The 24,140-nt window shown below is 63.8% G+C and carries 23 protein-coding genes; 20 read left to right on the forward strand and 3 right to left on the reverse strand.

Going from position 1 to position 24,140, the window contains the following annotated elements:
• The first annotated feature begins 33 nt into the window (after positions 1–33).
• The 16 genes from E6X30_RS07490 to miaB all read left to right on the forward strand — a co-directional run bounded on the left by E6X30_RS07490 (position 34) and on the right by miaB (position 16,528).
• Positions 34–1,392, forward strand: a complete 1,359-nt coding sequence (locus E6X30_RS07490; RefSeq protein ID WP_016663026.1) for a pitrilysin family protein — start codon at positions 34–36, stop codon at positions 1,390–1,392.
• 31 nt (positions 1,393–1,423) lie between these two features.
• The gene (gene dapB / locus E6X30_RS07495) at positions 1,424–2,188 is read left to right on the forward strand and encodes a 4-hydroxy-tetrahydrodipicolinate reductase (protein ID WP_034370222.1); all 765 of its coding nucleotides are present in this window, start codon (positions 1,424–1,426) and stop codon (positions 2,186–2,188) included.
• Positions 2,189–2,243: 55 nt separating this feature from the next.
• Entirely contained in the window at positions 2,244–3,143 is a 900-nt protein-coding gene (locus tag E6X30_RS07500; protein WP_016663024.1) for an SGNH/GDSL hydrolase family protein, read from the forward strand.
• Positions 3,140–3,901 carry an S-layer homology domain-containing protein gene (locus E6X30_RS07505; protein WP_232049713.1) on the forward strand — a complete coding sequence of 254 codons (762 nt, stop codon included), beginning with the start codon at positions 3,140–3,142 and terminating at the stop codon, positions 3,899–3,901. Before E6X30_RS07500 ends, E6X30_RS07505 begins: the two co-directional genes overlap by 4 nt.
• 42 nt (positions 3,902–3,943) lie before the next feature.
• Entirely contained in the window at positions 3,944–4,651 is a 708-nt protein-coding gene (locus tag E6X30_RS07510) for an HAD family phosphatase (RefSeq protein WP_051120672.1), read from the forward strand.
• 55 nt (positions 4,652–4,706) lie between these two features.
• Positions 4,707–5,426 carry an FAD-dependent thymidylate synthase gene (gene thyX / locus E6X30_RS07515; RefSeq protein WP_016663021.1) on the forward strand — a complete coding sequence of 240 codons (720 nt, stop codon included), beginning with the start codon at positions 4,707–4,709 and terminating at the stop codon, positions 5,424–5,426.
• A complete protein-coding gene (gene dapA, locus E6X30_RS07520; RefSeq protein WP_016663020.1) occupies positions 5,423–6,340 on the forward strand; it encodes a 4-hydroxy-tetrahydrodipicolinate synthase in 918 nt (305 codons plus the stop codon). The genes thyX and dapA overlap by 4 nt, the downstream gene beginning before the upstream one ends.
• A gap of 15 nt (positions 6,341–6,355) precedes the next feature.
• Entirely contained in the window at positions 6,356–8,047 is a 1,692-nt protein-coding gene (locus tag E6X30_RS07525; protein WP_316335975.1) for a ribonuclease J, read from the forward strand.
• Between the two features lie 107 nt (positions 8,048–8,154).
• Entirely contained in the window at positions 8,155–11,046 is a 2,892-nt protein-coding gene (locus E6X30_RS07530) for a DNA translocase FtsK (protein WP_016663018.1), read from the forward strand.
• 37 nt (positions 11,047–11,083) lie between these two features.
• On the forward strand, positions 11,084–11,677 hold the full coding sequence (pgsA, locus tag E6X30_RS07535) for a CDP-diacylglycerol--glycerol-3-phosphate 3-phosphatidyltransferase (RefSeq protein ID WP_016663017.1): 594 nt from the start codon (positions 11,084–11,086) through the stop codon (positions 11,675–11,677).
• Positions 11,678–11,682: 5 nt separating this feature from the next.
• Positions 11,683–12,183 (forward strand): CinA family protein, encoded by a 501-nt coding sequence (locus E6X30_RS07540; protein ID WP_016663016.1) that lies wholly within the window; start codon positions 11,683–11,685, stop codon positions 12,181–12,183.
• A gap of 240 nt (positions 12,184–12,423) precedes the next feature.
• Positions 12,424–12,735 (forward strand): helix-turn-helix domain-containing protein, encoded by a 312-nt coding sequence (locus E6X30_RS07545; protein ID WP_016663015.1) that lies wholly within the window; start codon positions 12,424–12,426, stop codon positions 12,733–12,735.
• Between the two features lie 5 nt (positions 12,736–12,740).
• Positions 12,741–12,968, forward strand: coding sequence for a DUF3046 domain-containing protein (locus tag E6X30_RS07550; protein WP_016663014.1), 228 nt, complete (start codon positions 12,741–12,743; stop codon positions 12,966–12,968).
• A gap of 219 nt (positions 12,969–13,187) precedes the next feature.
• Positions 13,188–14,276 (forward strand): recombinase RecA, encoded by a 1,089-nt coding sequence (gene recA, locus E6X30_RS07555; RefSeq protein WP_016663013.1) that lies wholly within the window; start codon positions 13,188–13,190, stop codon positions 14,274–14,276.
• A complete protein-coding gene (locus E6X30_RS07560; protein ID WP_051120582.1) occupies positions 14,254–14,934 on the forward strand; it encodes a regulatory protein RecX in 681 nt (226 codons plus the stop codon). Before recA ends, E6X30_RS07560 begins: the two co-directional genes overlap by 23 nt.
• A gap of 40 nt (positions 14,935–14,974) precedes the next feature.
• On the forward strand, positions 14,975–16,528 hold the full coding sequence (gene miaB / locus E6X30_RS07565) for a tRNA (N6-isopentenyl adenosine(37)-C2)-methylthiotransferase MiaB (RefSeq protein ID WP_016663011.1): 1,554 nt from the start codon (positions 14,975–14,977) through the stop codon (positions 16,526–16,528).
• Positions 16,529–16,555: 27 nt separating this feature from the next.
• Here the strand turns inward: miaB and E6X30_RS07570 are convergent, their stop codons facing one another.
• On the reverse strand, positions 16,556–17,026 hold the full coding sequence (locus tag E6X30_RS07570; protein WP_016663010.1) for a YbjN domain-containing protein: 471 nt from the start codon (positions 17,024–17,026) through the stop codon (positions 16,556–16,558).
• Between the two features lie 105 nt (positions 17,027–17,131).
• Between E6X30_RS07570 and miaA the strand changes: the two genes are divergently transcribed.
• Positions 17,132–18,118, forward strand: coding sequence for a tRNA (adenosine(37)-N6)-dimethylallyltransferase MiaA (gene miaA / locus E6X30_RS07575; protein WP_016663009.1), 987 nt, complete (start codon positions 17,132–17,134; stop codon positions 18,116–18,118).
• Between the two features lie 31 nt (positions 18,119–18,149).
• Positions 18,150–19,025, forward strand: a complete 876-nt coding sequence (gene dapF, locus E6X30_RS07580) for a diaminopimelate epimerase (RefSeq protein WP_016663008.1) — start codon at positions 18,150–18,152, stop codon at positions 19,023–19,025.
• A gap of 51 nt (positions 19,026–19,076) precedes the next feature.
• Here the strand turns inward: dapF and E6X30_RS07585 are convergent, their stop codons facing one another.
• The gene (locus tag E6X30_RS07585; RefSeq protein ID WP_016663007.1) at positions 19,077–19,706 is read right to left on the reverse strand and encodes a class I SAM-dependent methyltransferase; all 630 of its coding nucleotides are present in this window, start codon (positions 19,704–19,706) and stop codon (positions 19,077–19,079) included.
• Between the two features lie 220 nt (positions 19,707–19,926).
• On the opposite strand from E6X30_RS07585, the gene hflX reads away from it, so the two are divergent.
• The gene (gene hflX / locus E6X30_RS07590) at positions 19,927–21,351 is read left to right on the forward strand and encodes a GTPase HflX (RefSeq protein WP_084813966.1); all 1,425 of its coding nucleotides are present in this window, start codon (positions 19,927–19,929) and stop codon (positions 21,349–21,351) included.
• Positions 21,348–23,393: an ATP-dependent DNA helicase gene (locus E6X30_RS07595; RefSeq protein WP_316335977.1), complete on the forward strand. Its 2,046-nt coding sequence runs from the start codon at positions 21,348–21,350 to the stop codon at positions 23,391–23,393. The genes hflX and E6X30_RS07595 overlap by 4 nt, the downstream gene beginning before the upstream one ends.
• Here the strand turns inward: E6X30_RS07595 and lexA are convergent.
• Complete coding sequence (lexA, locus tag E6X30_RS07600) at positions 23,390–24,058, reverse strand: transcriptional repressor LexA (RefSeq protein ID WP_016663004.1); 669 nt, start codon at positions 24,056–24,058, stop codon at positions 23,390–23,392. The two genes, E6X30_RS07595 and lexA, sit on opposite strands and share 4 nt — an antisense overlap.
• Between the last annotated feature and the right edge of the window lie 82 nt (positions 24,059–24,140).

Raw genomic sequence — 24,140 nt, forward strand, 5'->3', positions numbered from 1 at the left:
ATGCACACCACTAGGAGAAGGACCGCTTTTCACATGTCAATTTCGCTCGACCTTTCGGCAGGCCTCGATCAGGTTTTGCACGAGCAGGAGGGCGCATTCACGCGCCGCTCAATTCTTCCCGGGGGAGTGCGGCTCCTTACCGAACGTGACCCCGGTGTTCGCTCGGCAAGCGTCGGATTCTGGCTTCCGGTGGGCTCGCGCGATGAGAGACCTGAGCACGCCGGCTCGACTCACTTTCTCGAGCACCTGCTCTTTAAAGGAACGCCCACGAGAAGCGCCCTCGACATTGCCCGCGCCTTCGATGAAGTGGGAGGCGAATCGAATGCCGTGACCGCGAAGGAGCACACGTGCTATTACGCTCGTGTACGCTCAGTCGACTTGCCCATGGCCCTTGCGACCCTTGCGGACATGGTCACGAGCGCCTCGATCACGAGCGAAGCATTCACGACCGAACGCGAGGTCATTCTCGAGGAACTCGCGATGGCGGAGGACGACCCGACCGATGTGGGCCACGAGGCTCTCATCGCCTCCGTGCTCGGCGAGGAAACGGCCCTCGGGCGGCCCGTAGGGGGAACGCCCGCGACGATCAACGCCGTCACGGTCGAGGCGGTGCGGGAGCACTACCGCGCCCATTACTTGAGTACCAACCTCGTGGTGACGGCAGTCGGAGACGTCGACCACGACGAGGTCGCGACGATGCTTCTCGACAGTCTTGCAAAAGGCGGGTGGAGCCTCAGCGACGGGCAAGCGCCGCGCCCTCGCCGTGCCCAGCAGGGCTTTGCGTACCCGAGCGGCGAGGATGGCACAGATGGACTCGAGGCGCTGCGGCACGGAGCCGTCACGAAGCGTCTTATGCGCGAGACCGAACAGACCCACCTTTTCCTTGGCGGACCGGCGATCCCCGCGTGGGACGAACGGCGGCATTCTCTAAGTGTCGCGATGGCGATCCTCGGTGGTGGGATGAGTTCGAGGCTCTTCCAGGAGGTGCGTGAGAAGCGCGGCCTTGCTTATTCGGTGTACGGGTTTACAGCGGCGTATCGCGATGCCGGTCTTGCGGGGCTGTACGCCGCGTGCCGTCCCATGAATGCGGAAAAGGTCGCGCAGCTTTTGCTCGAGGAGACGCAGAGGCTCGCGACAGACGGGATCGAGCGAGAAGAGCTTGCGCGGACGCTCGGGCACATCTCGGGGTCGATGGCGCTCAGCCTCGAGGACACGCAGTCGCGCATGGCGCGGCTCGCAACGGCTGAGCTCGTTCTCGGTTCGTATCGAACGGTTGATGAAGCTCTCGAAGCCTTCCACGGCGTGACGCGCGAGAGCGTGCGCGAGATCGCCTCCGAGGTTGCTTCGGCGCTGAGAGTGCGCGTCGACGTCGGCCGTACCGGCGCCGCCTGACATACTTGATTCCGAATACACACACGAGGGGATGGTTATGAGCATTCGCGTTGGAGTCATTGGTTCAGCCGGGCGTATGGGAAGCGAGGTTGTCCGCGCTCTCGAGGCGGCCTCCGATCTCGACTTCGTGCGGGGAATCACGGCCGAGGACTCCCTCGAGCAGCTTCTCGACGACGATGGCGCGCCGCTCGTGGACGTGGCCGTCGACTTCACCCTTCCGAGCGTGACGAAAGCGAACGTGCTGTGGCTTATCGAGCACGGTATCCACGCGGTCGTGGGGGCGACCGGTTGGGATGATGCGGCGCTCGCCGACGTTCGCGCAGCCCTCGACGACACCCCCGAGACCGGGGTTCTCATTGCCCCGAACTTCGCGATCGGGGCGGTGCTCGCGATGAGCTTCGCGCGCACCGCCGCGCGGTTTTATGAGAGCGCAGAGGTGGTCGAACTTCACCATCCCGAAAAACTCGATGCGCCGTCCGGAACCGCGCTGCATACGGCCCGCGCGATCGCTGACGGCCGCGCACAGGCGAGCCTCGGGCCCGTCCCGGATGCGACCGAGCGCGACCCCCACGGCGCGCGAGGAGCCGACATCGACGGCGTTCACGTGCACGCCGTGCGTCTGCGCGGACTCGTGGCGCACGAGGAAATTCTCTTCGGCAACCCGGGAGAACAGCTCACTATCCGTCACGACTCATTCGATCGCGTGAGCTTCATGCCCGGGGTTCTCCACGGCGTGCGCGAGGTGGCCTCTCATCCCGGTCTCACGGTGGGGCTAGAGAACTACCTCTCGCTGTAAGCTAAGTGGCGTCGGAACTGATCGCCCACCTCTCGCACGCACCCGAGGAGGCTCTATGCCCGAGAACCCGCCCTCGCACGCCCTCGCGCGTGCCTTTGCGGCACTCGCGCCCGAACGGCCTCTTGCACTGTGGGGTTCGAGTTCGATGGAAGGCGGTCTCGGTGCCGAGCACACGCCTCGACCGGTATACGTCCACGAGGAAGTTGCGAATGCAATGAACCCCGTCCCGGTCACGAACCTCGCGTACGGGGCACAGTTTTCGGGGCACACGACGATTCTTCGTGGACTCGACACGCCCATGGTGCATATCCCCGAGGGGTACACGGGTGGGCGAGTGAATGTGCGCGTGGACACGGATGTTCCCGGCATGTGGTCGTTCACGTGTCACGGGGAGCTGTCGAGCGGGGCGAGCGGCACGCTTACGGGAACGCCGGAAAACCAATGGTTCTTTGAGTCCGACGGCGGCCCTGCGACATCGGGTGTCTTCACATCGTCGTGGAAAGCCACCACCGAGAATTGGCGGCACGTGATCTGGACGGGGAAGAACAACATCGTGCAGCGTGAGCAGGTGCTGAGCGACGTCGAGAGGCTCGTCGCATCCGCGCGTGATCCGAAGACGGATGCCATCGTTCTCGGGCAGTGGGTCACGAAAAACGATCTCGATGCTCTCGAGAAAATTAGGGCCATTCACGCGGTCAACGCCGCCCAACGCGAGGTTTACGGGCACCGCTTCGTGGATGTGCAAGCCCTCCTGACGAGCGAGGAGGCGCTGCGCGCCGAACCAATCGCGTCGCTTGATTTGCACTCGCGAGCAGAAACACGTTCCGAACTCGAGAAGGGGATCGTACCGACCCCGCTCAGGGGTAGCGACGGTATCCATTTGAGCGGTTGGGGCAATCTCCTCGTCTCGTGGGTTCTCATCGAGAAAATGAAGGAGCTCGCGTGGATGGCATGAGGGCGGTGAATTCGGAAGCGGCAGGCCTCGTGACGACGCGGCGGGCGTTGCTGGCCTCGCTCTTGGGGATAGCCGGGATCGCCGCGCTCAAGCTACGGCCCGCGACCGCGACGAAGCCGGGCATGCAGGTCGTTGCTGATCCCGCGGAGCGCTACGCCGACGCGATCGAGTGGCTCGTGAAACACGATCTGTTCGATCCAGCCCGCGAGGGAACGTTTCTTCCGAGCGCCGATGTGACGCGTGAGGACGCCGCGATCATGCTGTACCGTCTCGCTGGTGCCCCCGAGCGTGACGGTCTCGACCTCGAACCGTATCGCGACATTGAGAAGACGGCTCGCAGCTATCGCGAAATCATGTGGATGCGCGGCCAAGCGGTATTCTTCGGCGAGTACGACGCGACCTTTCAGCCGACGCAGCCCGTGACGCGAGCGGAGGGGTGTTCGTTCCTCGCGCGGCTGCTTCGCGGCGTACTTGCGGCGCACCTCGCGGCGGGAGGCTCCGCTGTTGCGCCCGAGATCGCGAGCTTTCGCGACGTCTCCAAGGAGCACCCGCGCTTTGCGGATATCGAGTGGGCCCGTGCAGTGGGACTGCTCGGGCGCGACCTCACGGTCGATGAAGCCGAGAGCTCGGGCGAGCGACAGGCCGACGCTTCCACCCCTCTCGTGGATGCCGAACTTCGGCCAGACGCTACTCTCGTGAGGGGCGAGTTCGCGCGGTTGCTTCAACGCGCGAACGCCCTATTCGACGACGCCCACTAGACGGGCGCCCCACCCTCGACTAAGGAGTGACACGTGGCAGACATGGCGGCGACGCTCGACGGGTGCGCGAAGGGAACAGCTCTCGCGCGTGCGAAGGCGATCCTTCTCGATTCCGATGGGACCCTCGTCGACTCAACTCGAAGTGTCGAGGCGAGCTGGGACACCCTCCTCGGTGACGAGGGTGCGGGGCGGTTTGAAAAGCACTATCACGGGCAACCGGCCAGGCGAGTATTGCGCCTCGCGATGCCCGACATCAGCGAGGAGAGGCTCGAGGAGCTTTTCACCAAAGTCGAAGGATACGAAATTGCGAGCGCGGGCGATGTCGAGGCGTTCGACGGGACCGCGCGTTTCCTCGGCGAACTCGAAGAGGCAAAGGCTGCGCTTTCGCGCGAATGCTGGGCGATAGCGACGAGCTGCACGCTTCCACTCTTCGAGGCGCGCTACCGGCCCCTTGGGCTCCCGTACCCCACGACCCTCGTGACCGCCGATCAGGTCACGCATGGCAAGCCGGATCCCGAGCCCTACCTCCTCGCGGCACAGAGACTCGGGGTCGATGCGGCGGAGTGCATCGTCGTCGAAGATGCGCCGGGCGGCCTCGCCTCAGCTCGTGCTGCGGGGGCGTTCGTCGTGAGTGTTCTCAACAGTGCGAGTGCGGAGACCGTCGGCCCCCTTGCCGATCTCGTGATTCCTTCGCTCGCGGATGTCTCGATCGAGGCCTGCGAAGGGGAGCTCGTGCTTCGTGCGCGGTGAGCGCCACGCGGCGATTTTCGGTTTTTGAACTGCTTGGTCAACTAGGGTGATACATATGAGCGAAATAGTGTTCCGATCTGACGTCACGGTCGACCTTGTGAGGTCACAGGCTTCCGATTCCGATGTCATCTTTGCCGCGCGGGTCTCGACCCAGGGGGAAAAGTCCAAGAGCGTCGTGGGCACTGATGCCTCCGATCGCGACAAGGGCCTCATCAACTACCTCATGCGCGACCGCCACGGCTCGCCGTTCGAGCACAACAGCTTCACGTTTTACGTCGAAGCGCCGATCTTCGTGTTCCGCGAGTTCATGCGCCACCGGATCGCGTCCTATAACGAAGAATCGGGCCGCTACCGCCAAATGCGCCCGATTTTCTACGTGCCCGGTCCCGAGCGCAAGCTCGTCCAGAAGGGCAAACCCGGCGCCTATGACTTTTACGAGGGCAGCCCCGAGCAGCACGAGATCGTGACGAAGGCGTACAAGGCGCAGTGCGAGAGCGCGTATGCCGCTTATCTCGAGATGCTCGAGGCCGGCGTTGCACGCGAGGTCGCGCGCGGTGTTCTGCCCCTCACGCTGTTCAGTTCGATGTACGTGACCGTCAATGCCCGCAGCATGATGAACTTCCTGTCGCTGCGCACCAAGCGTGAAGGCTCGCACTTCCCGTCGTTCCCGCAGCGCGAGATCGAGATGGTCGCCGAAAAGATCGAAGAGTTCTTCACCGAGGCGATGCCCCTCACCTACGAGGCGTTCAACGCGGGCGGCCGGGTGGCGCCGTGAGTCAAGAAGCACCGGTATTTGGACGTCTCGGCGTCGCTATCGTCACGCCCTTCACTGAGGATCTCGAGAAGGTCGATCACGAGGCTCTCGCCGGCCTCGCGCGCCATCTCGTCGACGAAGGCCACGATCTCATCGTCGCGAACGGCACCACGGGCGAATCGCCCACCACGAGCGATGAGGAAAAGCTCGCGATTCTCGCGACCGTGCGCGAGGCAGTTGGCGCGGATGTCACCCTCCTCGCGGGGGCGGGCACGAACGATACGCGTCACTCTGTCGAGCTTGCACGCGCGATCGAAGAGGGCGGCAATGCCGACGGCCTCCTTCTCGCCACCCCGTACTACTCCAAGCCCACGCAGCGCGGCCTGATCGCGCACACGCTCGAGATCGTCAACGCCGTCGACCTGCCGGCGATGCTCTACGACATTCCCGGTCGCTCAGGCATCCCTATCGAATACGAGAGCGCCGTCGAACTGTCCCAGCACCCGAACATCGTTGCCCTCAAGGAAGCCAAGGGGGACATGCACGAGGCCTCGAAGCTCATCCGTGACACGGGCCTCGATATCTACTCCGGTGAAGACGCGCTCAACCTGCCGTGGCTCGCGATCGGCGCCGTTGGTACGGTTTCGGTCACGAGTCACCTTACGGGGCGGCTCGACCGTCTTATGTTTGACGCCCTCGAACAGCGCGACCTCGCGCTCGCGCAAAGGCTCCACGCATCGCGCATCGACTTTGTTGACGCGATCATGAACCAGGGCCCAGGAACGATGGCGATCAAAGAAGCCCTTACACACCTCGGCGTGCTTCCGCACGCTGGCTGCCGCGCCCCGCTCGGAACGGTCGAGCCGGAGGTCGCGGCGCGCATCCACGCCGCCGTAGACGCCTACCAGAGCGTCCTCGCGCAGCACACCAGCTGAAGAATTTAGGACACTGTGACTACACCCTTTTCCACGACACTCGGGACCCCGCCACAACTGAAGAACAAGACACTACGGGTGACCCCGCTCGGCGGTCTCGGCGAGGTCGGCCGAAACATGACCGTCTTCGAGTATGAGGGCCGGCTTCTCATCGTCGATTGCGGCGTTCTCTTCCCCGAAGAGGCCCAGCCGGGCGTCGACCTAATCCTCCCGGACTTCCGCTCGATCGAGGATCGCCTTGATGACGTTGCCGCGATCGTGCTCACGCACGGCCACGAAGACCACATCGGTGCAGTTCCCTACCTTCTGCGCCTCAAGCCGGACACCCCGCTCGTCGGTAGCCAGCTGACCCTCGCCTTTGTCGAGGCGAAGCTCCGTGAGCATCGGCTCAAGCCGTACACGCTCGCCGTGAAGGAAGGGGATGTCGAGAAGTTTGGCGCGTTCGAGTGCGAATTCATCGCCGTGAATCACTCGATTCCCGATGCGCTCGCGGTCGCGATCCGTACCGAGGCTGGCACGGTTCTCCACACGGGCGACTTCAAAATGGACCAGCTCCCGCTCGATGGTCGCCTGACGGACCTTCGTGCCTTCGCGCGCCTTGGTGAAGAGGGCGTGGATCTCTTCCTCGTCGACTCGACAAACGCCGAGGTTCCCGGCTTCACCGTCAAGGAGCGCGAGATCGGTCCCGTGCTCGATAATCTTTTTGCGCGCGCGCAGCAGAAGATCGTTGTCGCGAGCTTTTCGAGCCACGTCCACCGCGTTCAGCAGGTGCTCGACTCGGCGCACGCGCACGGACGCAAGGTGGCGTTCGTGGGGCGCTCGATGGTGCGTAACATGACCATCGCTGCCGACATGGGCTACCTCAATGTTCCCCCGAACACGCTCGTGGACCTCAAGAAGGCCGACGACATTCCGGATCACAAGATCGTGTACATGTGCACGGGCAGCCAGGGCGAGCCGATGGCCGCGCTCGGGCGTATCGCGAACCGCAACCACCGCGTCGAAGTCGGCGAGGGGGACATCGTGATTCTTGCGTCCTCGCTCATCCCGGGCAATGAGAACGACGTGTTTCGCGTGATGAATGGCCTCATGGAACTCGGGGCCGAGGTCGTGCACCAGGCGAACGCGCGCGTGCACGTCTCGGGGCACGCGAGCGAGGGCGAGTTGCTGTACTGCTACAACATTCTGCGCCCGAAGAACGTGATGCCCGTGCACGGCGAGGTGCGCCACCTCATCGCGAACGGGAAGATCGCGCAGTCCTCAGGTATCCCTCGCGAGAACATCGTGCTCGCGAAGGACGGCACGGTCGTCGACCTCAAAGACGGCGTCGCACGCGTCGCCGGCGAGGTCGAAGTTGGCTACGTGTATGTGGACGGTTCGAGTGTGGGCGAGGTAAGCGAGGCCGATCTCAAGGACCGCCGTATCCTCGCGGAAGAGGGCTTCATTTCCCTGTTCGCCGTGGTCAATAGTGAAACCGGCGAGCTCATTGCCGGGCCAGAGATCCACTCGCGAGGCATCGCCGAGGATGACGAGGTGTTTGAGCGCATCAAGCCCGACGTCATCAAGGCGCTGCACAAGGCGATCGAGGACGAGAAGGGGCACGACACGTATCAGCTTCAGCAGGCGATGCGCCGCGTGGTGGGGCGTTTCCTCTCTCAGCGCCTTCGCCGCCGCCCGATGATCATCCCGGTTGTCGTCGAGGCTTAGCGACGCGGATTTTTGCAGATGCCGCTGCGAGGTCAGCCCCCTGTGTGATTCACACGCCGGGGCTGACCTCGTGACGTTCGTACCCTTAGGCGGGTAGATTGTGGAGTATGGCGACACGTACGACTTCCCCCGCACGTGCGTCGAAAGGAACCTCCCGAGGCTCGTCCTCGGGCTCGTCGCGCACGAAAGGTGCGCCCACGGATCCCTCGACGCTTCCCCTCCCGGTGCGCGCTTTGCGCGTCGGGTACCTCGGCGTTGCCCGCGCGGTTGGCGGCTTCGTTCGCGGCATCGGCATTCAGCGCTGGGAGGTCGCCTACGAAGAGCGGCGCGATGGCTTCGCTCTTTTCTTGAGCATTCTCGCGCTCATTCTCATCGTTCCCGAATGGTTCCAGGTGCGCGAATGGGGCTTTGGCGCGATTCATACGGTCGCTGCGAGCTCGTTCGGCGTGATCGCCGTGCTGCTTCCCCTCCTTCTAGGGCTGTGGTCGCTTCGGATGTTCCGCAGGCCCGATCTCGTTCACGCGAACGGACGCCTTTTCGCGGGACTACTCATGCTTGTGTGTGCGCTCTGTACGGTCGCATCCGTGAGCGCGCGTATTCCCACGCCGTCCAATGGTGTTGACGCCCTCGCGCGCGGTGGCGGCGTGTGCGGCTATCTCGTCGCGGCGCCCCTCGCGAATGTCCTGCCTGACTGGGTGATCGTCACTCTCGGAGTCGTCCTCGCCCTGTTCTCCGTTCTCGTGCTCACTGCTACGCCGCTCGGCCAAGTAGGGTCGCGTCTCGCGGGGGTCTACGGGGCTCTCGTGGGCAGGGGAGAGCGTGAAGAAGCGGAGCGCGAGGCCTTCGGCTTGGGCCGACGCCAGCAGGCTCTCCACGCTGCCGAGGGCAACGCCGAGGGCAGCCCAACGAAGACTCGGCGCATGAGCGATCTGTTCCGCCGCAAAAATCGCCGGTCGTCAAGCGACACCGAGAACCTCGAGGCCGGCGTCGATCACGAAGCCTTCGGCTACGAAGGCGATGGCGCGTATCGCCAGGGCGCCGAGAGTGAGCAGGCCGAGACGACGACGCTTCCGCGCTCGCAGAAGAAACCGCTCGTGAAAAAGGCAGATGCCGCCAGTGCACTCGCATCCGGCGCGAAAAGCTCTGACCCCTACGATTACCTCGAAGCGGAAAACAGCAGGAAGAAGGAGTTTCCGACGGCTGCCAGCCAAACGTCGGACCTGGAAAACGCCCCCACCGTGCCGGTGCCGAGCGTGAGCGCTGCGGAGCAGACCCGCGAGCTGACCCCGCCCAAGGGCGAAGGTGTCAAGGGGCCGCACGTGCAGCCCGAACTCCAGGTTGAGACCGCCTACCCGCTCCCGAGCCCCGACATGCTCGTGGCCGGCCCGCCCGCGAAAGCTCGCTCCGAAGCGAACGATCGCGTTGTCGCGGCACTCGGCGAAGTGTTCGAGCAGTTTGGCGTGAACGCCGAGGTCGTGGGCTTTTCCCGCGGCCCGACCGTGACGCGCTACGAGGTTGAGCTCGGCCCCGGCACGAAGGTCGAGAAGGTCACGGCGCTGTCCAACAACATCGCGTACGCGGTCGCGAGCGCCGATGTGCGCATCATTTCGCCGATCCCCGGCAAGAAGGCGATCGGTATCGAGATTCCGAACGCGGACCGCGAAACTGTTGCGCTCGGGGATGTCCTTCGTAGTGGTGTCGCGACCGCCAACGAACACCCCATGGTGATGGGGCTCGGGAAGGATGTCGAAGGCGGATTCGTGATTGCGAATCTCGCGAAGATGCCCCACTTGCTTGTTGCGGGCGCGACCGGCGCCGGTAAGTCGAGCTTTGTGAACTCGATGATCACCTCAATCCTCATGCGTGCAACGCCGGAGGAAGTGCGCATGGTGCTCGTTGATCCAAAGCGCGTTGAGCTGACGATCTACGAGGGGATCCCGCATCTCATTACCCCCATCATCACGAACCCCAAGAAGGCTGCGGAGGCGCTCGAGTGGGTTGTGAAGGAGATGGACCACCGCTACGACGATCTCGCCGAGTACGGCTTCAAGCACATCGACGACTTCAATAAGGCCGTGCGCGCGGGCCAGGTGAGCCCCCCGCCGGGAAGTGAGCGAGTGCTCGCGCCCTACCCGTACCTCCTCGTGGTCGTTGACGAGCTTGCCGACCTCATGATGGTCGCCCCGCGAGACGTCGAGGCATCGATCCAGCGCATCACCCAGCTTGCGCGCGCTGCCGGCATTCATCTCGTGCTCGCAACCCAGCGACCCTCCGTCGACGTCGTCACGGGCATCATCAAAGCGAATGTTCCCTCCCGCCTCGCGTTCGCGACGAGCTCCCTCCAGGATTCGCGCGTCATCCTCGATACTCCCGGCGCGGAGAAGCTCATCGGCCAGGGCGACGCGCTTTTTCACCCCATGGGCAAGGCGAAGGCTATGCGTGTGCAGGGCTCGTGGGTCAACGAGTCCGAGATTCACGCAGTCGTCGACTACGTGAAGGGGCAGGCGAAGCCGCAGTACCGCGAGGACGTGCAGCAGGTCGCCAAGAAGAAACAGATCGACGATGACATCGGCGGCGATCTCGACGTGCTGCTTCAGGCGGCCGAACTCGTCGTCACCACGCAGTTCGGCTCCACCTCGATGCTTCAGCGCAAGCTCCGCGTGGGCTTCGCCAAGGCGGGGCGCCTCATGGACCTTCTCGAGTCACGCGAGATCGTCGGGCCGAGCGAGGGCTCGAAAGCTCGCGATGTGCTCGTGCGTCCCGAGGATCTCCCGCGCGCGATCGCGCGTATCAAGGGAGAGGACACGGACCTGTATGAGGACTCGCAGGACGCTTCCCACGCAGGTTCCGGTTCCGGGGCGGGGGAGTCTGACGCCTCCTCGGCCCAAGATCGCTACTCGGATGATCCGTTGGACCACTCCTCGCGTGAGGTGAGTCCCGAGTATTACGACAACGACGATGCCGACGGCGAAGACGCCTGGCAGCTCACGGGCCGCTAACGCGCGAAAGACGCCGCTAAAGAGAAGGGAAACACCCATGAGCGCTTCCGATACCCCGCGCGTTCCGCTGTGGAATATCGCGAACGTCCTCACCATGACGCGCATGGTCATGGTGCCTATCTTCGTGGTCGTAGCCGCGCTCTACCACGAGGACATCGCCATGAGGTGGGTCATTGCCGGGATCTTCGTGCTCGCAATGGTCACGGACTTCGTCGACGGCTACCTCGCGCGCTCTCGGAACCTCATTACCGATTTTGGCAAGATCATGGACCCGATTGCCGACAAGGCGATGACGGGCGCCGCGCTCATCATGCTTTCGGTGTGGCAGTACGTGCCGTGGTGGATCACAGTGCTCATCCTCGTGCGCGAGATCGGTATTACGGTCATGCGCTTCACGATCTTGAAGTATGGCGCGCTTCCCGCAAACTTCAGCGGCAAGGCGAAGACGATGATGCAGTCGATCGGGATCACCTTCTGCCTCATGCCCTTTGAGCTGATGTGGCCTCCCGCGTGGTGGATCGGCATCACGCTTATCGCCATCGCCCTTGTGCTCACGCTCTGGTCGGGGCTTCGCAATGTCAACGACGGGCTGCGCCTGCGCCGCGAGGCACTCGCGCAGAAAGCGGCTTAACGAGAATGGACGCGCCGCGTGAGCAGCTGGCGTCGGCCCGCGCCCTCCTTGCTATGTGCGAAGAGAGGGGTATGAGCCTCGCGACGGCTGAGTCGCTCACGGGCGGGATGCTCGTCGCGCGCCTCGTGGATGTTCCGGGCGCTAGCAGAGTCGTCCAGGGGGGTGCGTGCACGTACAGTTTCGAAGCGAAGGCGTCTGTTCTGGGGCTAGACCTTGCGGACCTGCAGGCGAAGGGAGCCGTGCGCGCCGAGGTCGCGAGCAGCATGGCTCGGGCCGCGCGCCGCGTGTACGGGGCAGATGTTGCCCTTGCGACGACCGGAGTGGCCGGGCCCGGGAATGACGATTACGGCAACCCGGAGGGGCTCGCCTACATCGCCGTGAGTACGCCAAGTCGCGAATTCGTGCGTGAAGTACGCCTCACGGGCTCGCGACCGGCGATCCGTGCGGGTGTTGTGGACGATGCGATCACCCTCGGCATTGAGGCTCTGACCAGCGCAAATGTGTAACAGGCGCGTTGGGCCGGTGTGGGAAACCTGAAAAGCGAGCGCGTGTGAGGCCGTAGGATGGCGGAACAACGAGGAACCCTCGTGCGTTGAACAGGCGTGAATACGTACAAAAATGCGGGAGCTGGTGCTCCCAGGCAACGAAAATGGGTGACGGCCACGGGGTCGCGCCCGGCGTCCGTGCTGGGCCGCGAGTCGGCAGTACCGCGGCGCGGAACACTGACAAGGAAGGGAGAATCTCGCATGGTGCTCTTCCGCCAGGAACTCGGCGGCGTTTTGCGTGAGGCGCGTCGCCGCCAGGGCAAGACTCTGCGTCAGGTATCGGCCGATGCGCGAGTCTCGCTCGGCTACTTGAGCGAAATCGAGCGCGGCCAAAAGGAGGCCTCGAGTGAACTGCTCGCCTCCGTGACCGAAGCTCTCGGTTACCCCATGTCGGTGATTCTCCGCGAAGTTGCAGATCGCGTGGCACTCGAAGAGGGCATCGTTATTCCCGACACCGTTCCCGCCGAACTTGAGCGGGGCGTCCAGGGCGCCGAATACGCGCTGGCGCGGTAGTCAACGTGAGGCGAAGCGAGTTTCGTGAGCTCGCCGCCTATGTCTTTGGTGCCGAACTCGCGCATACGTACTGTCGTGAATTCGCGCTTGTGACGTGCGGGAACCTAACCCCGAACCAGGCGATTGAGGCGGGCTACCCCGTTAAAGAAGTGTGGCACGCGCTGTGTGATGACATGGATGTGCCTGTGCACATGCGCTGGGAGGTCCCGCCCGAGGCGCGTCCGCGCGCGTGAGCGTGTGGCGGCGAAAGGCGTGACAAGAATCGAACACGCGTGCGCATTAACGTGCAAATCGAACAGGTGTTCGTTTACGATGGTGTTGTTCGGCCTCCACGGTGCGTGTGCATCCACACCTGTGCCGGGGTCGGGTTTAAATGTCTCACCCCCGTTTACCGTTGGAAGGGTCAAGCGAGAGTCCACCTCGTAACGGGGTGACAAACGAAAGGAACCGCCATGGCAGCTGCCGCCAAGGATCGCGATAAGTCGCTCGAAAACGCGCTCGCACAGATTGACCGTCAGTTCGGCAAAGGCTCGATTATGCGCCTTGGCGACGACACACGCCCGCCCGTCGAAGTCGTTCCCACGGGGTCGGTCGCACTTGACGTCGCGCTCGGTATCGGTGGTCTTCCCCGCGGTCGCGTTGTCGAGATCTACGGCCCGGAGTCCAGCGGTAAAACCACGGTTGCGCTCCACGCGATTGCAAACGCGCAGCGGGCGGGTGGTATTGCTGCCTTCATCGATGCGGAGCACGCCCTCGATCCGGAATATGCGAAGAAGCTCGGCGTCGATATCGATGCACTTCTCGTGTCGCAGCCCGACACCGGCGAGCAGGCTCTCGAAATCGCCGACATGCTCGTGCGCTCGGGCGCGATCGACGTCCTCGTCGTCGATTCCGTCGCGGCACTCACGCCAAAGGCTGAAATCGAAGGCGAGATGGGGGACTCTCACGTGGGCCTCCAGGCGCGCCTCATGTCACAAGCGCTTCGCAAGCTTACCGGTGCGCTCTATTCGAGTGGCACCACCGCTATCTTCATTAACCAGCTTCGCGAAAAGATCGGCGTGTTCTTCGGCAGCCCCGAAACCACCACGGGTGGTAAAGCACTCAAGTTCTATGCTTCGGTGCGCATGGACATTCGTCGAATCGAGACCCTCAAGCAGGGTACCGACGCGGTTGGCAACCGCACTCGCGTCAAGATCGTGAAGAACAAGATGGCTCCGCCCTTCAAGCAGGCCGAATTCGACATCCTTTACGGCGAAGGCATTTCTCGCGAAGGTGGCCTCATCGATCTCGGCGTCGAAAACGGCATCGTGCGCAAGTCCGGTGCGTGGTACACGTACGATGGCGATCAGCTCGGCCAGGGCAAGGAAAATGCGCGCCAGTTCCTCAAGGACAATCCGGATCTCGCCGCAGATATCGAACAGAAGATCCTTATGAAGCTCGGCATTGGCCAGTATGCAGATGAGTCCGCTAAGAAGGCCGCTGCCGATGCTCCTGTGGGGGACGGCGAATTCGTAGACGATGACGTCCCTGCGCAAATCTGAGCCTCGCCCCCACGTTCGGGCTGGGCAAGAGGATTGGCGCGCGGGCGTCGTTGAAGAGCTTGCCGAGCACATCGCCGCCATCGAAGCGGGGGAAGCCGCACCTGGGGAGGGCAGCAACCCGTGTCGAGGTGGAGTATTCCGCGATCACGAAACGGAAAAGGTCGTCGTCAAGGAATGCCGGTATGTGCTCGGCCTACTCGGCCACCGTCAGCGCAGCGAGGCGGAGATTCGCGCAAAGCTCGCGCAGCGCGTGCATGAAGTTGATGTTCTCGAAGAGATCATGCGGCGTCTCGATACCGCTGGACTCATCGATGACGAAGGCTTTGCACGCGCCTGGGTAGAGCAGCGACGCGAGAGCAAACTCCTTGGCACAGCCGCTTTGCGTCGAGAACTCGAAAATAAAGGCGTCGGTGCGCCCGATATCGACACCGTTCTCGCGGAGACCGCTCCGTACGACAGCGAAAAGGAGCGCTGCCAGATCCTCGCGAGAGAACGGCTTGCGAAGGAGCTTCGTAAAAGCGGAGGGGCTGAAAACCTTGATCGAGGGGCGGCCCTTCGGCGCATTGGCGGCGCACTCGCGCGCCGAGGCTACTCGGAAAACCTCACGCTCTTCGTGCTCAATCGCGAGCTTGATGCGGCGGGAGTCACCTGGTCCTGACCGTGCCCGAACCCACGGGGCTACGTATCCTTGAAACACCATGAGCGAAACAGCGATCCTGAACGACAATGACGCGCCGGCACGCGGCACCTACCAAGTGCGCACGTTCGGCTGCCAAATGAACGTCCACGACTCTGAGCGCCTCACGGGCCTCTTAGAGCAGGCAGGCTATACGCCGGCCGCCGACGGCGCCGACCCGTTGAACGGCGACGTCGATGTCATCGTCTTCAACACGTGCGCCGTGCGCGAAAACGCCGACAACCGGCTCTACGGTAACCTCGGCCAGCTCCGCCCTGCGAAAGATGCCAACCCCAATTTGCAGATTGCCGTCGGCGGGTGCCTGGCCCAAAAGGATCGCGCCACCATTACTGAGCGTGCACCCTGGGTCGACGTCGTGTTCGGTACTCACAACATCGGTTCCCTCCCCGTTCTTCTTGACCGCGCTCGCGTTCAACAAGAGGCCCAGGTGGAAATCCTTGAGTCGCTCGAGGTGTTCCCCTCGACTCTCCCCACAAAGCGCGAAAGCGCGTACGCGGGTTGGGTATCGATTTCAGTCGGCTGCAACAACACGTGCACGTTCTGCATCGTTCCTTCCCTCCGAGGGAAGGAGAAGGACCGTCGCCCCGGCGAGATTCTCGCCGAGGTTCAGGAACTCGTGAACCAGGGAGCTCTTGAAGTGACTCTCCTTGGTCAAAACGTGAACTCCTACGGAGTGGAGTTCGGCGACCGGGGCGCGTTTGCCAAGCTCTTGCGCGCGTGTGGCGAAATCGAGGGGCTCGAGCGCGTGCGATTCACGTCGCCGCACCCCGCGATGTTTACCGATGACGTCATTGACGCGATGGCGGAAACACCCAACGTGATGCCGCAACTGCATATGCCGCTCCAATCGGGCAGCGACGCTGTTCTCAAGGCGATGCGCCGCTCGTACCGCTCCAAGAAATTCCTCGGGATCCTCGAAAAGGTGCGCGAGAAAATCCCGCACGCAGCAATCACGACCGACATCATCGTCGGCTTTCCCGGTGAAACGGAAGAGGACTTCCAAAAGACTCTCGATGTCGTCGAGGCTTCGCGTTTCTCGAGCGCCTTCATGTTCCAGTACTCGCCGCGCCCGGGCACTCCGGCCGCCGAAATGGACGATCAGATCCCGAAGGCAGTCGTCCAGGAGCGATTCGAGAGGCTCGTCGCGCTTCAGGATCGCATTGCGGCCGAAGAAAATGCGAAGAAGGTCGGAGCAGAGGTCAACGTCCTCATCGCCGAAGGCGAGGGTGATCGAGACTCCGAAACGCACCGCATCTCTGGCCGCGCCGAGGACGGCCGGCTCGTGCACGTTGCTCTGCCCGAAGGGTATGCGGAGGCGGACCGCCCTCGCCCCGGTGATGTCGTCCGTGCTCGCGTGACCAAAGCCGCCCCGTTCTACCTGATCGCCGACTCGGGTGCCGAAGGCGGCGAATTCGAGGTGCGTCGCACCCGCTCGGGCGACGCGTGGGAACGCCGCCGCGCGAACGGCGATGAAGACGCGGCCTCGTGCGGCACGCCCGGCCCCGGTGGGCCCGTGAGCCTCGGTCTTCCGAGCCTCAGGCGCCCGGAGCGCTAGGCGGAATCGGGCGGTGAGGGCACGCGCTCAGGCGGTGACGTCGTCCTGGTCGCTCACCTGTGTCGAGAGGCTCGCGAAGAACGCTACCGTCGTTGATAGCGCGCACGTGATGGCGCGGTCAATCGCGTCGTCGCTAACCCCGTAGAAATAATCGAAGACCAGCTCGCCGTACACGCCGAGCACCGAGTCATTCTCGCGGCGCACGTACGCTTTCGGCCACATGCGTTCCATGTTCCAGTGGTTGCATAGGCGCGTCGCTTCGAGTTTCTGCTGCACGGCGAGTAGCTCGTCCCAGCGTCCCCGGATGACGAGGATGTGCGAGTGCTCGCCGGCGACTGCGAACGTGAAAGGATAGTGGTCAAAGCGCGCACGCAACACGGTGGGGGTGTCATCATCCTCGACGAAGGCATAGCCGAGCCGCCCGAGGGACTCCTTGAGACGTTCGATGCTGAGTTCTTCGCCTGCGAGTGCGGCTTCGTGTGAGTGGCCGTTGGGCATCGGCTGCCTTTCTGTGGTGTCCGGGCCGGTGGCTGCGTGAAGTCCACGCTAGCGGCTTTCGGCTCGGTGCGCGAACGAGCAGTGGTGAGATCGAAGGGAGTTCACGTGGCACATGCGGTGAACGGTGGTGGGGGCCACGACAGTGGCGCTGGACAGGTGCCGCCGCTTGTCGTGATTGCGGGCGCGACTGCAACGGGCAAGAGCGCCCTCGCGATCGAGACTGCCCGCCGTTTCGGAGGCGAAGTGATCAACGCTGACGCTCTCCAGTTTTACCGCGGAATGGATGTGGGGACCGCCAAGGTGACCCCGAGCGAGCGCCGCGGTGTTCCCCATCATCTCCTCGATATTCTCGACGTCACCGAAGAGGCGAGCGTCGCAACGTTCCAGGCGGATGCACGCCGGATTGCGAGCGAGATCCGCGAAAGGGGCAAGATTCCGGTTGTCGTTGGGGGCTCGGGACTCTACGTGCGAGCCTTCACCGACGTGATGGCTTTTCCACCGTCGGACCCCGCTGTGCGCGAGGAGATCGAGTCTCACGTGCTAGCGATCGGCACCGGAGCCGCCCACGCCCAGCTCGCCGCAGCAGACCCCGATGCAGCCGCGAAAATTGCGCCGCGGGACGAGCGTCGAATCGTGCGAGCGCTCGAGGTGCACCGCCTCACCGGAAAGCCGTTCTCCGCGTTCCTGCCGACCTACACGTTCCACGATCCGGCGATCGCGTACGTCGCCGTGAAGCTCGACCGGGACACGCTCCACGAGCGCGTCGAGAAGCGCGTGCATCGCATGGTTGAAACCGGGTTTCGCGACGAGGTCGAGGGACTGCTCGATGCGGGCCTTGAGCGCGGGGTGACGGCGCGCCAGGCGATCGGCTACGCCCAAATGATCAAGCACGTGCGGGGCCACTGGAGTCTCGAGCAAGCGATCGAGTCGACGATCACCAATACCCGCCGTCTCGTGCGCAAGCAGGACACGTGGTTCAGGCGGGATACGCGGCTCACGTGGGTGCCGGGGGAGGATTCCGACGAAGCGCTCGCCGTGATTGAGCGCGAGATTGCGCACGCCGCTAGGTGCCCGTCAAACGCTGAGGTGTGAGGTCCCGCGCGCGCGTGCCTATGATCGAGCCATGGCCACTGCATCTTCATGCCCCAACGCGCGCAAGGCTCTAAGCTACGCGAGCGCCACCAAAAACGATTTTGTGATGATCGACGATCCTGCGGGTCGAGGCGAGCTCAACAGCGCACGCGTGCGTGAGCTCGCGGGCCCCACGGGAGTGGACGGGGTGATCCGCGCGATTCGTACGCGATGCCTCGGTGATCCGGCAAGCCAGGGGTTCGACACGGTCCCCGAGTGGTTTATGGACTATCGCAATGCTGATGGCACGATTGCGCAAATGTGCGGCAACGGCGTTCGGGCCTACGCAGCGTTTCTCGCTGACCGCGGTTACGTTGAGGATCGGGTGTTCGACGTCATGACTCGCGCGGGTGTACGCACGGTCGAGATCCTTGAGGAAGGCCCACAGTGGCAGGTGCGCGTGGGCATGGGGGCCGCAGAACTTGAAGGTGTCACGAGGATCGTCCGCGTTGCCGACCGCTTCCTCGAAGGCACTGATGTGAATGTGGGCAACCCCCACACTGTCGTGGAGCTACCCGAAAACCTCAGCCTTGACGAGCTTGACCTCACCGAACGCCCCGAGCTTGAACCCGAGCCCGAAGATGGCACGAACATTGAGTTTGTGGAGATCCGCGGCGAGCGACACGTCGCCATGCGGGTTTTCGAGCGAGGGGTGGGGGAGACCCTCTCGTGCGGAACCGGCGCGACTGCCGTGGTTGCCGCTCTCGCTGAGGCACGTGGGGACGGCACGCGCGAGCCGTGGCGCGTCGATGTGCGCGGCGGGCGCCTCGAAATTGGTTGGGACCCCTACGGGCGCATGACTCTCACGGGCCCGGCCGAACTCGGTGAGCTCACCTGCGGCGGGCCAGCGCGCGAGCGAGGGAAGTAGGAAGGCTAGGCGGGCGTCGGAATTCCGACGCCTCCCCATGCGCGAGCGATTCTAAACTTCTGGGCGCTCCGGGCCTACGCCGAGCAAGCGGAACCCTTTCGAGGAATGGACCTTCTCGACCGGCCGTGTGGGGAATTGGCCCGCGAGCCACGTGGCGAGCGAATCGGCGCCTAGATTTTTCCCGACGACCATCGCGGCCGTACCCGTCCCGCGGAGCTGGCCGATCCACCGCGTAAGCACAGTGTGCAGTTCACTCTTGCCGATACGGATCGGCGGATTCGACCAGAGCGCATCGAAGCGGGCACTCTCGGGAATCTCGTCTGGCGCGGCGACAGTGACGTTTGACAGGCCGAGCCGTGCGGCGTTCTCGCGCGTGATGGCACGTGCGTGTGGATTGACATCAATCGCCGTGACGTGGCAGTCCGGTTGGGTAAGCGCGAGGCTCAGTGCAATCGGGCCCCAGCCGCAGCCAATATCGAGAACCTCGCTTTTAGGTGCGAGCGGTGCGAACAACTCCGCATGGTCGAGGAGTATTGCGGTTGCCTTGTCGAGCCCATCGAAACTGAACAGACCCTTCGCGCTCACGAGGCTCCGTTCGGCACCAGCGAGGTGCACGCGCAGGTCGCGGCGCTCCAGGTCCGTACCGGGCGCGGGAGAGAAGTAATGGGCGTCGCTTGTCACAGCAAGGAGTGTAGTGGCGCAGAACGCGAAAAGCTCCCGCATCGGGTTCGGACGTGACACACTTATACGCAGACCTCACGCGAGGCCCCACTTGAGAGAACCTGGAGTAAAGGCGCACTTGACACCCTTCGTCCCCGATCCCGAATTCGAGACATCACACGCAGCACCGCAGGCAGCGGAGCCCGAGAATGCGGGAAGCGACGCCCGCGAATCCTCGATTATGCAGCGCGTCCTCTCACGCGGCGACGCCTCGATCTCGGCGACAACGTATGAGAGCGATGCCGACGGCGACCAACTCGATCTCGCCGAGCGCCACTCTCTGCGCCGCGTCGATCAACTTCGCACCGATCTCGAAGACGTCACCGAGGTTGAATACCGCGAGCTTCGACTTGAGAACGTCGTGCTCGCGGGGCTTTTCACGACCGGCAACGTCGAAGACGCAGAAAACTCGATGCGCGAGCTCGCAGCGCTTGCCGAGACTGCGGGCTCACGCGTTCTCGACGGCGTCATGCAGCGCCGTGCCCACCCCGACCCTGCCACCTTCCTCGGTTCGGGCAAGGCGAAGGAACTCGCCGAGATTGTGGCCGACCTTCGTGCTGACACCGTGATCTGCGACGGGCAGCTTGCCCCTTCGCAGCGCCGCGCGCTCGAGGACATTATCAAGGTCAAGGTCATCGATCGTACGGCCCTCATCCTCGACATTTTTGCCCAGCACGCAAAATCCCGCGAAGGTAAGGCCCAGGTCGAGCTTGCGCAGCTCGAGTACCTCCTGCCGCGCCTGCGCGGTTGGGGCGAGTCGATGTCGCGCCAGGCGGGTGGCCGCGTTGCCGGTGGCGCCGGGATCGGTTCCCGCGGCCCCGGCGAAACGAAAATCGAACTAGACCGCCGCCGCATCCGCACGCGCATGGCTAAGCTCAGGCGCGACATCAAGGCGATGGCCCCCTCGCGCGAGGCCAAACGCGCCGACCGCAAACGTCACAACATTCCCTCTGTTGCGATTGCCGGATACACCAACGCCGGGAAGTCCTCCCTGCTTAACCGTCTCACTGGGGCCGGCGTTCTCGTTGAAAACGCCCTGTTTGCGACACTCGACCCAACCGTGCGCAGGTCCGTGACGCCCGACGGTCGCGAATTCACGTTTGCGGATACCGTCGGATTCGTGCGCTCCCTTCCCACCGAGCTCGTGGAGGCCTTCCGCTCAACCCTCGAGGAAGTCTCCGGGGCGGACCTCCTCCTGCACGTCGTCGATGCCTCCCACCCCGATCCCGAGGGGCAGATTCGCGCTGTACGCGCCGTTCTCGCTGATATTGAAGGCTTCGACGTGCCAGAAATCGTGGCTCTGAACAAAGCGGATCTCGCGAGTCCCGAAACGATCGCGCGTCTGCGCTCGCAAGTGGAACACGCGGCCGTCGTGTCGGCCCGCACGGGTGAAGGCATCGAGGAGTTGCGTGCACTCATCGCCGACATGCTCCCGCGGCCCTCGGTCGACATCGATGTCGTCGTGCCCTACACGCGCGGCGACCTCGTCTCGCGCGTGCACACTCAGGGCGAGCTCGTCAGCGAGGAATTCCTCGCTGAGGGCACGCGCCTCGTGGCACGCGTCGACGAAACTCTCGCTTCCGAACTCGCCGCCGCGCGCCAGTGAACGCATCAGGCACGGACCTCGACCAGCTACTCGCGACAGCGGTCGCCGCAGTCGGCGGCGCAGATCGCCCGGGGCAGCGGGCCATGGCTCACGCCATCGAGCGAAGCATCGAGCTGCGCCGCCACCTCCTCGTGCAGGCAGGGACGGGCACGGGCAAGTCCCTCGCATACCTCGTTCCCGCCCTCAAACGCGCGATTGATCGCGGCACCCCCGTCGTCATCACGACCGCGACGCTCGCGCTGCAAAGCCAGATCGTCGCCAAGGACCTCCCTCGCATTGTTGAAGCCCTCGGGACGAAACTCGAGCGTGTGCCGAGCTTCAGTCTCCTTAAGGGGCGCGGCAACTACGTGTGCCTCCACAAGCTGGAGGGCGGCTATCCCGACGAACTCGAGGAAGGTTCACTCTTCGCCGAGGCTTCGGTCACGGGAGTCAAGCACGACTCCGAACGACTCGGCGCGCAGGTGCAGAGGCTGCGCGAGTGGGCGCAGACGACAGATACGGGTGACCGCGACGATCTCGACACCCCGGTGTCGGACCGAGCGTGGCGCCAGGTCTCCGTGACCGGCTCCCAGTGCATTGGCTCTTCCTGCCCATTCCACGACGAATGCTTCGCGGAACGCAATCGCGCACTCGCGCGCGAGGCCGACGTCATCGTGACAAACCATGCGCTCTACGCCATTGACGCCTTCGACGGGCACGGGATCATCCCCGAGCACGATGTCGTAGTCATCGACGAGGCCCACGAGTTTGTTGACCGCGTGACGTCCTCGGTGACCGAATCGCTGCATCAGGGCGCGATTCGCGGCGCCGTTCGGGAGCTGAGGAGCCTCGGCGTGAGCGCACTTGAACTTGACGATGCGGGAAGTGCCCTCCAGGAAGCTCTCGCCCCGCTCCCCGACGGGAGGGTGCGTGGCGAACTCGAAGCCCGGCTGCGAGACACTCTCGCGGCGATCCGCGCCGAAGCTGAGTCGGCACGCGAGGAAGCCAAAAATGCCGGTGATAGCTCCGATGCGACGACTGCGGGGGCGCGCACATCCGTGCGTGCAAAGCTGCAACAAATCATCGACGTGTGCGAGAGATTGCTCGCGCCCCACGAGGACGATGTCGTCTACCTCAATCACAGCGAAGCCCTCGGCCGAACATTTATCGACGTCGCTCCACTCAGCGTCGCTGGCCTCGTGAAAACCCGGATCCTCGATGAGCGCACATCGATTTTTACCTCGGCGACGCTCACGTTCGGCGGCCGGTTTGAAAGCGCCGCGTTCTCTTTCGGGCTTCGCGCTGACAAGCATGCCGAGCCTGAAAGCGACGTTGGTGCCACTCGAAGCGAGGATGCTGTGCGCGAGTGGTGGTCGGCCCTCGATGTGGGCTCTCCCTTCGCGTACGCCCAGCAAGGGATTCTCTATGTCGCCTCGCATCTTCCCGCCCCGGGGCGCGAGGGTATCTCGAGCGCGACACTTGACCACATCGTCGAACTCATTGACGCCGCCGGAGGAGGAGCGCTCGGACTCTTCTCCTCCCGCCGAGCGGCCGAGGAGGCGGCGGAGTATGTTCGACGGATGACCGGGCGCACGGTGCTCCTGCAAGGAGAGGATTCGAACGCGGCGCTCGCTTCGCGATTCCGACAGAGTCGTGACACCTGTCTGTTCGGGACGCGAACGTTTTGGCAGGGCATTGACGTCGCCGGCGAGGCCTGCCGCCTTGTGCTCATTGACAGGATCCCATTCCCTCGGCCCGATGATCCGCTCGCTTCAGCGAGACAAGAGAAATACGCCCGACTCGGGCGCAACGGTTTCTACGAGGTAGCCGTTCGACAGGCGGCACTCAGCATGGCGCAAGGAGCCGGGCGACTTATCCGCGCCGAGAGCGACCGTGGAATGCTAGCGGTGCTTGATTCGAGGCTCGCGACGAAGTCCTATGGAGGCGTGATTCGCCAGGCAATTCCTCCGCTGTGGACGACGCGCGATAGCGCCGTCGCGCTTGCCGCACTCGAGCGACTGCGCACAGAGCTCGCTGCGCCACCGCATCCAGGCAATCTCTAGACCGCGCGGAGAACCGCCACGACTTTGCCGAGGATTTCGGCTTCGTCGCCAAGGATCGGTGTGAAGGCAGGGTTGTGGGGCATGAGCCACACGTGCCCGTCGCTTCGTGCGAAAGTCTTCACTGTCGCCTCGCCATCGATCATGGCCGCGACAATCTCGCCTTTTTCCGCAACCTTCTGCTGGCGGACGACGACCCAGTCGCCGTCGCAAATGGCGGCATCGATCATCGAATCACCCTGAACCTTGAGCAGGAAGAGTTCGCCATCGCCCACGAGCTGGGTCGGGAGCGCAAAAACATCTTCTACCTGTTCCTCAGCGGTGATCGGCACGCCGGCCGCGATCGTGCCCACGAGTGGGACATTGACGGCGGGCGAGCCGGGTGCTTCGAATTCGCTCGGGAGCGGCTCGCCTTCCTCATCTGCTTCCACGAGCCAGAGCGTGCGGGGGCGTTTCGGATCTTTGCGGATGTATCCCTTGCGCTCGAGTTCCGAGAGTTGGTGGGAGACCGACGACGGTGACTGGAGGCCCACTGCTTCGCCGATTTCGCGCATCGTGGGCGCGTAACCATTTGCGCGGATGGAGCGGGCGATCGTCTCAAGAATGCGTTGTTGGCGTTCGGTGAGGGCGGGGGCGCCAGCTGAAGAGCCGTGAGCTGAGGGTGCCATGCGCCGTTCCTTTCGGTGGGGCGAGTTTAAATGTCTCACCCCCGTTGTTGAGTTGAGGCGTACCTCAAAGGTACCGGAACAG

It is taken from the genome of Dermabacter sp. (assembly GCF_032550575.1).
GTDB lineage: Bacteria > Actinomycetota > Actinomycetes > Actinomycetales > Dermabacteraceae > Dermabacter > Dermabacter hominis.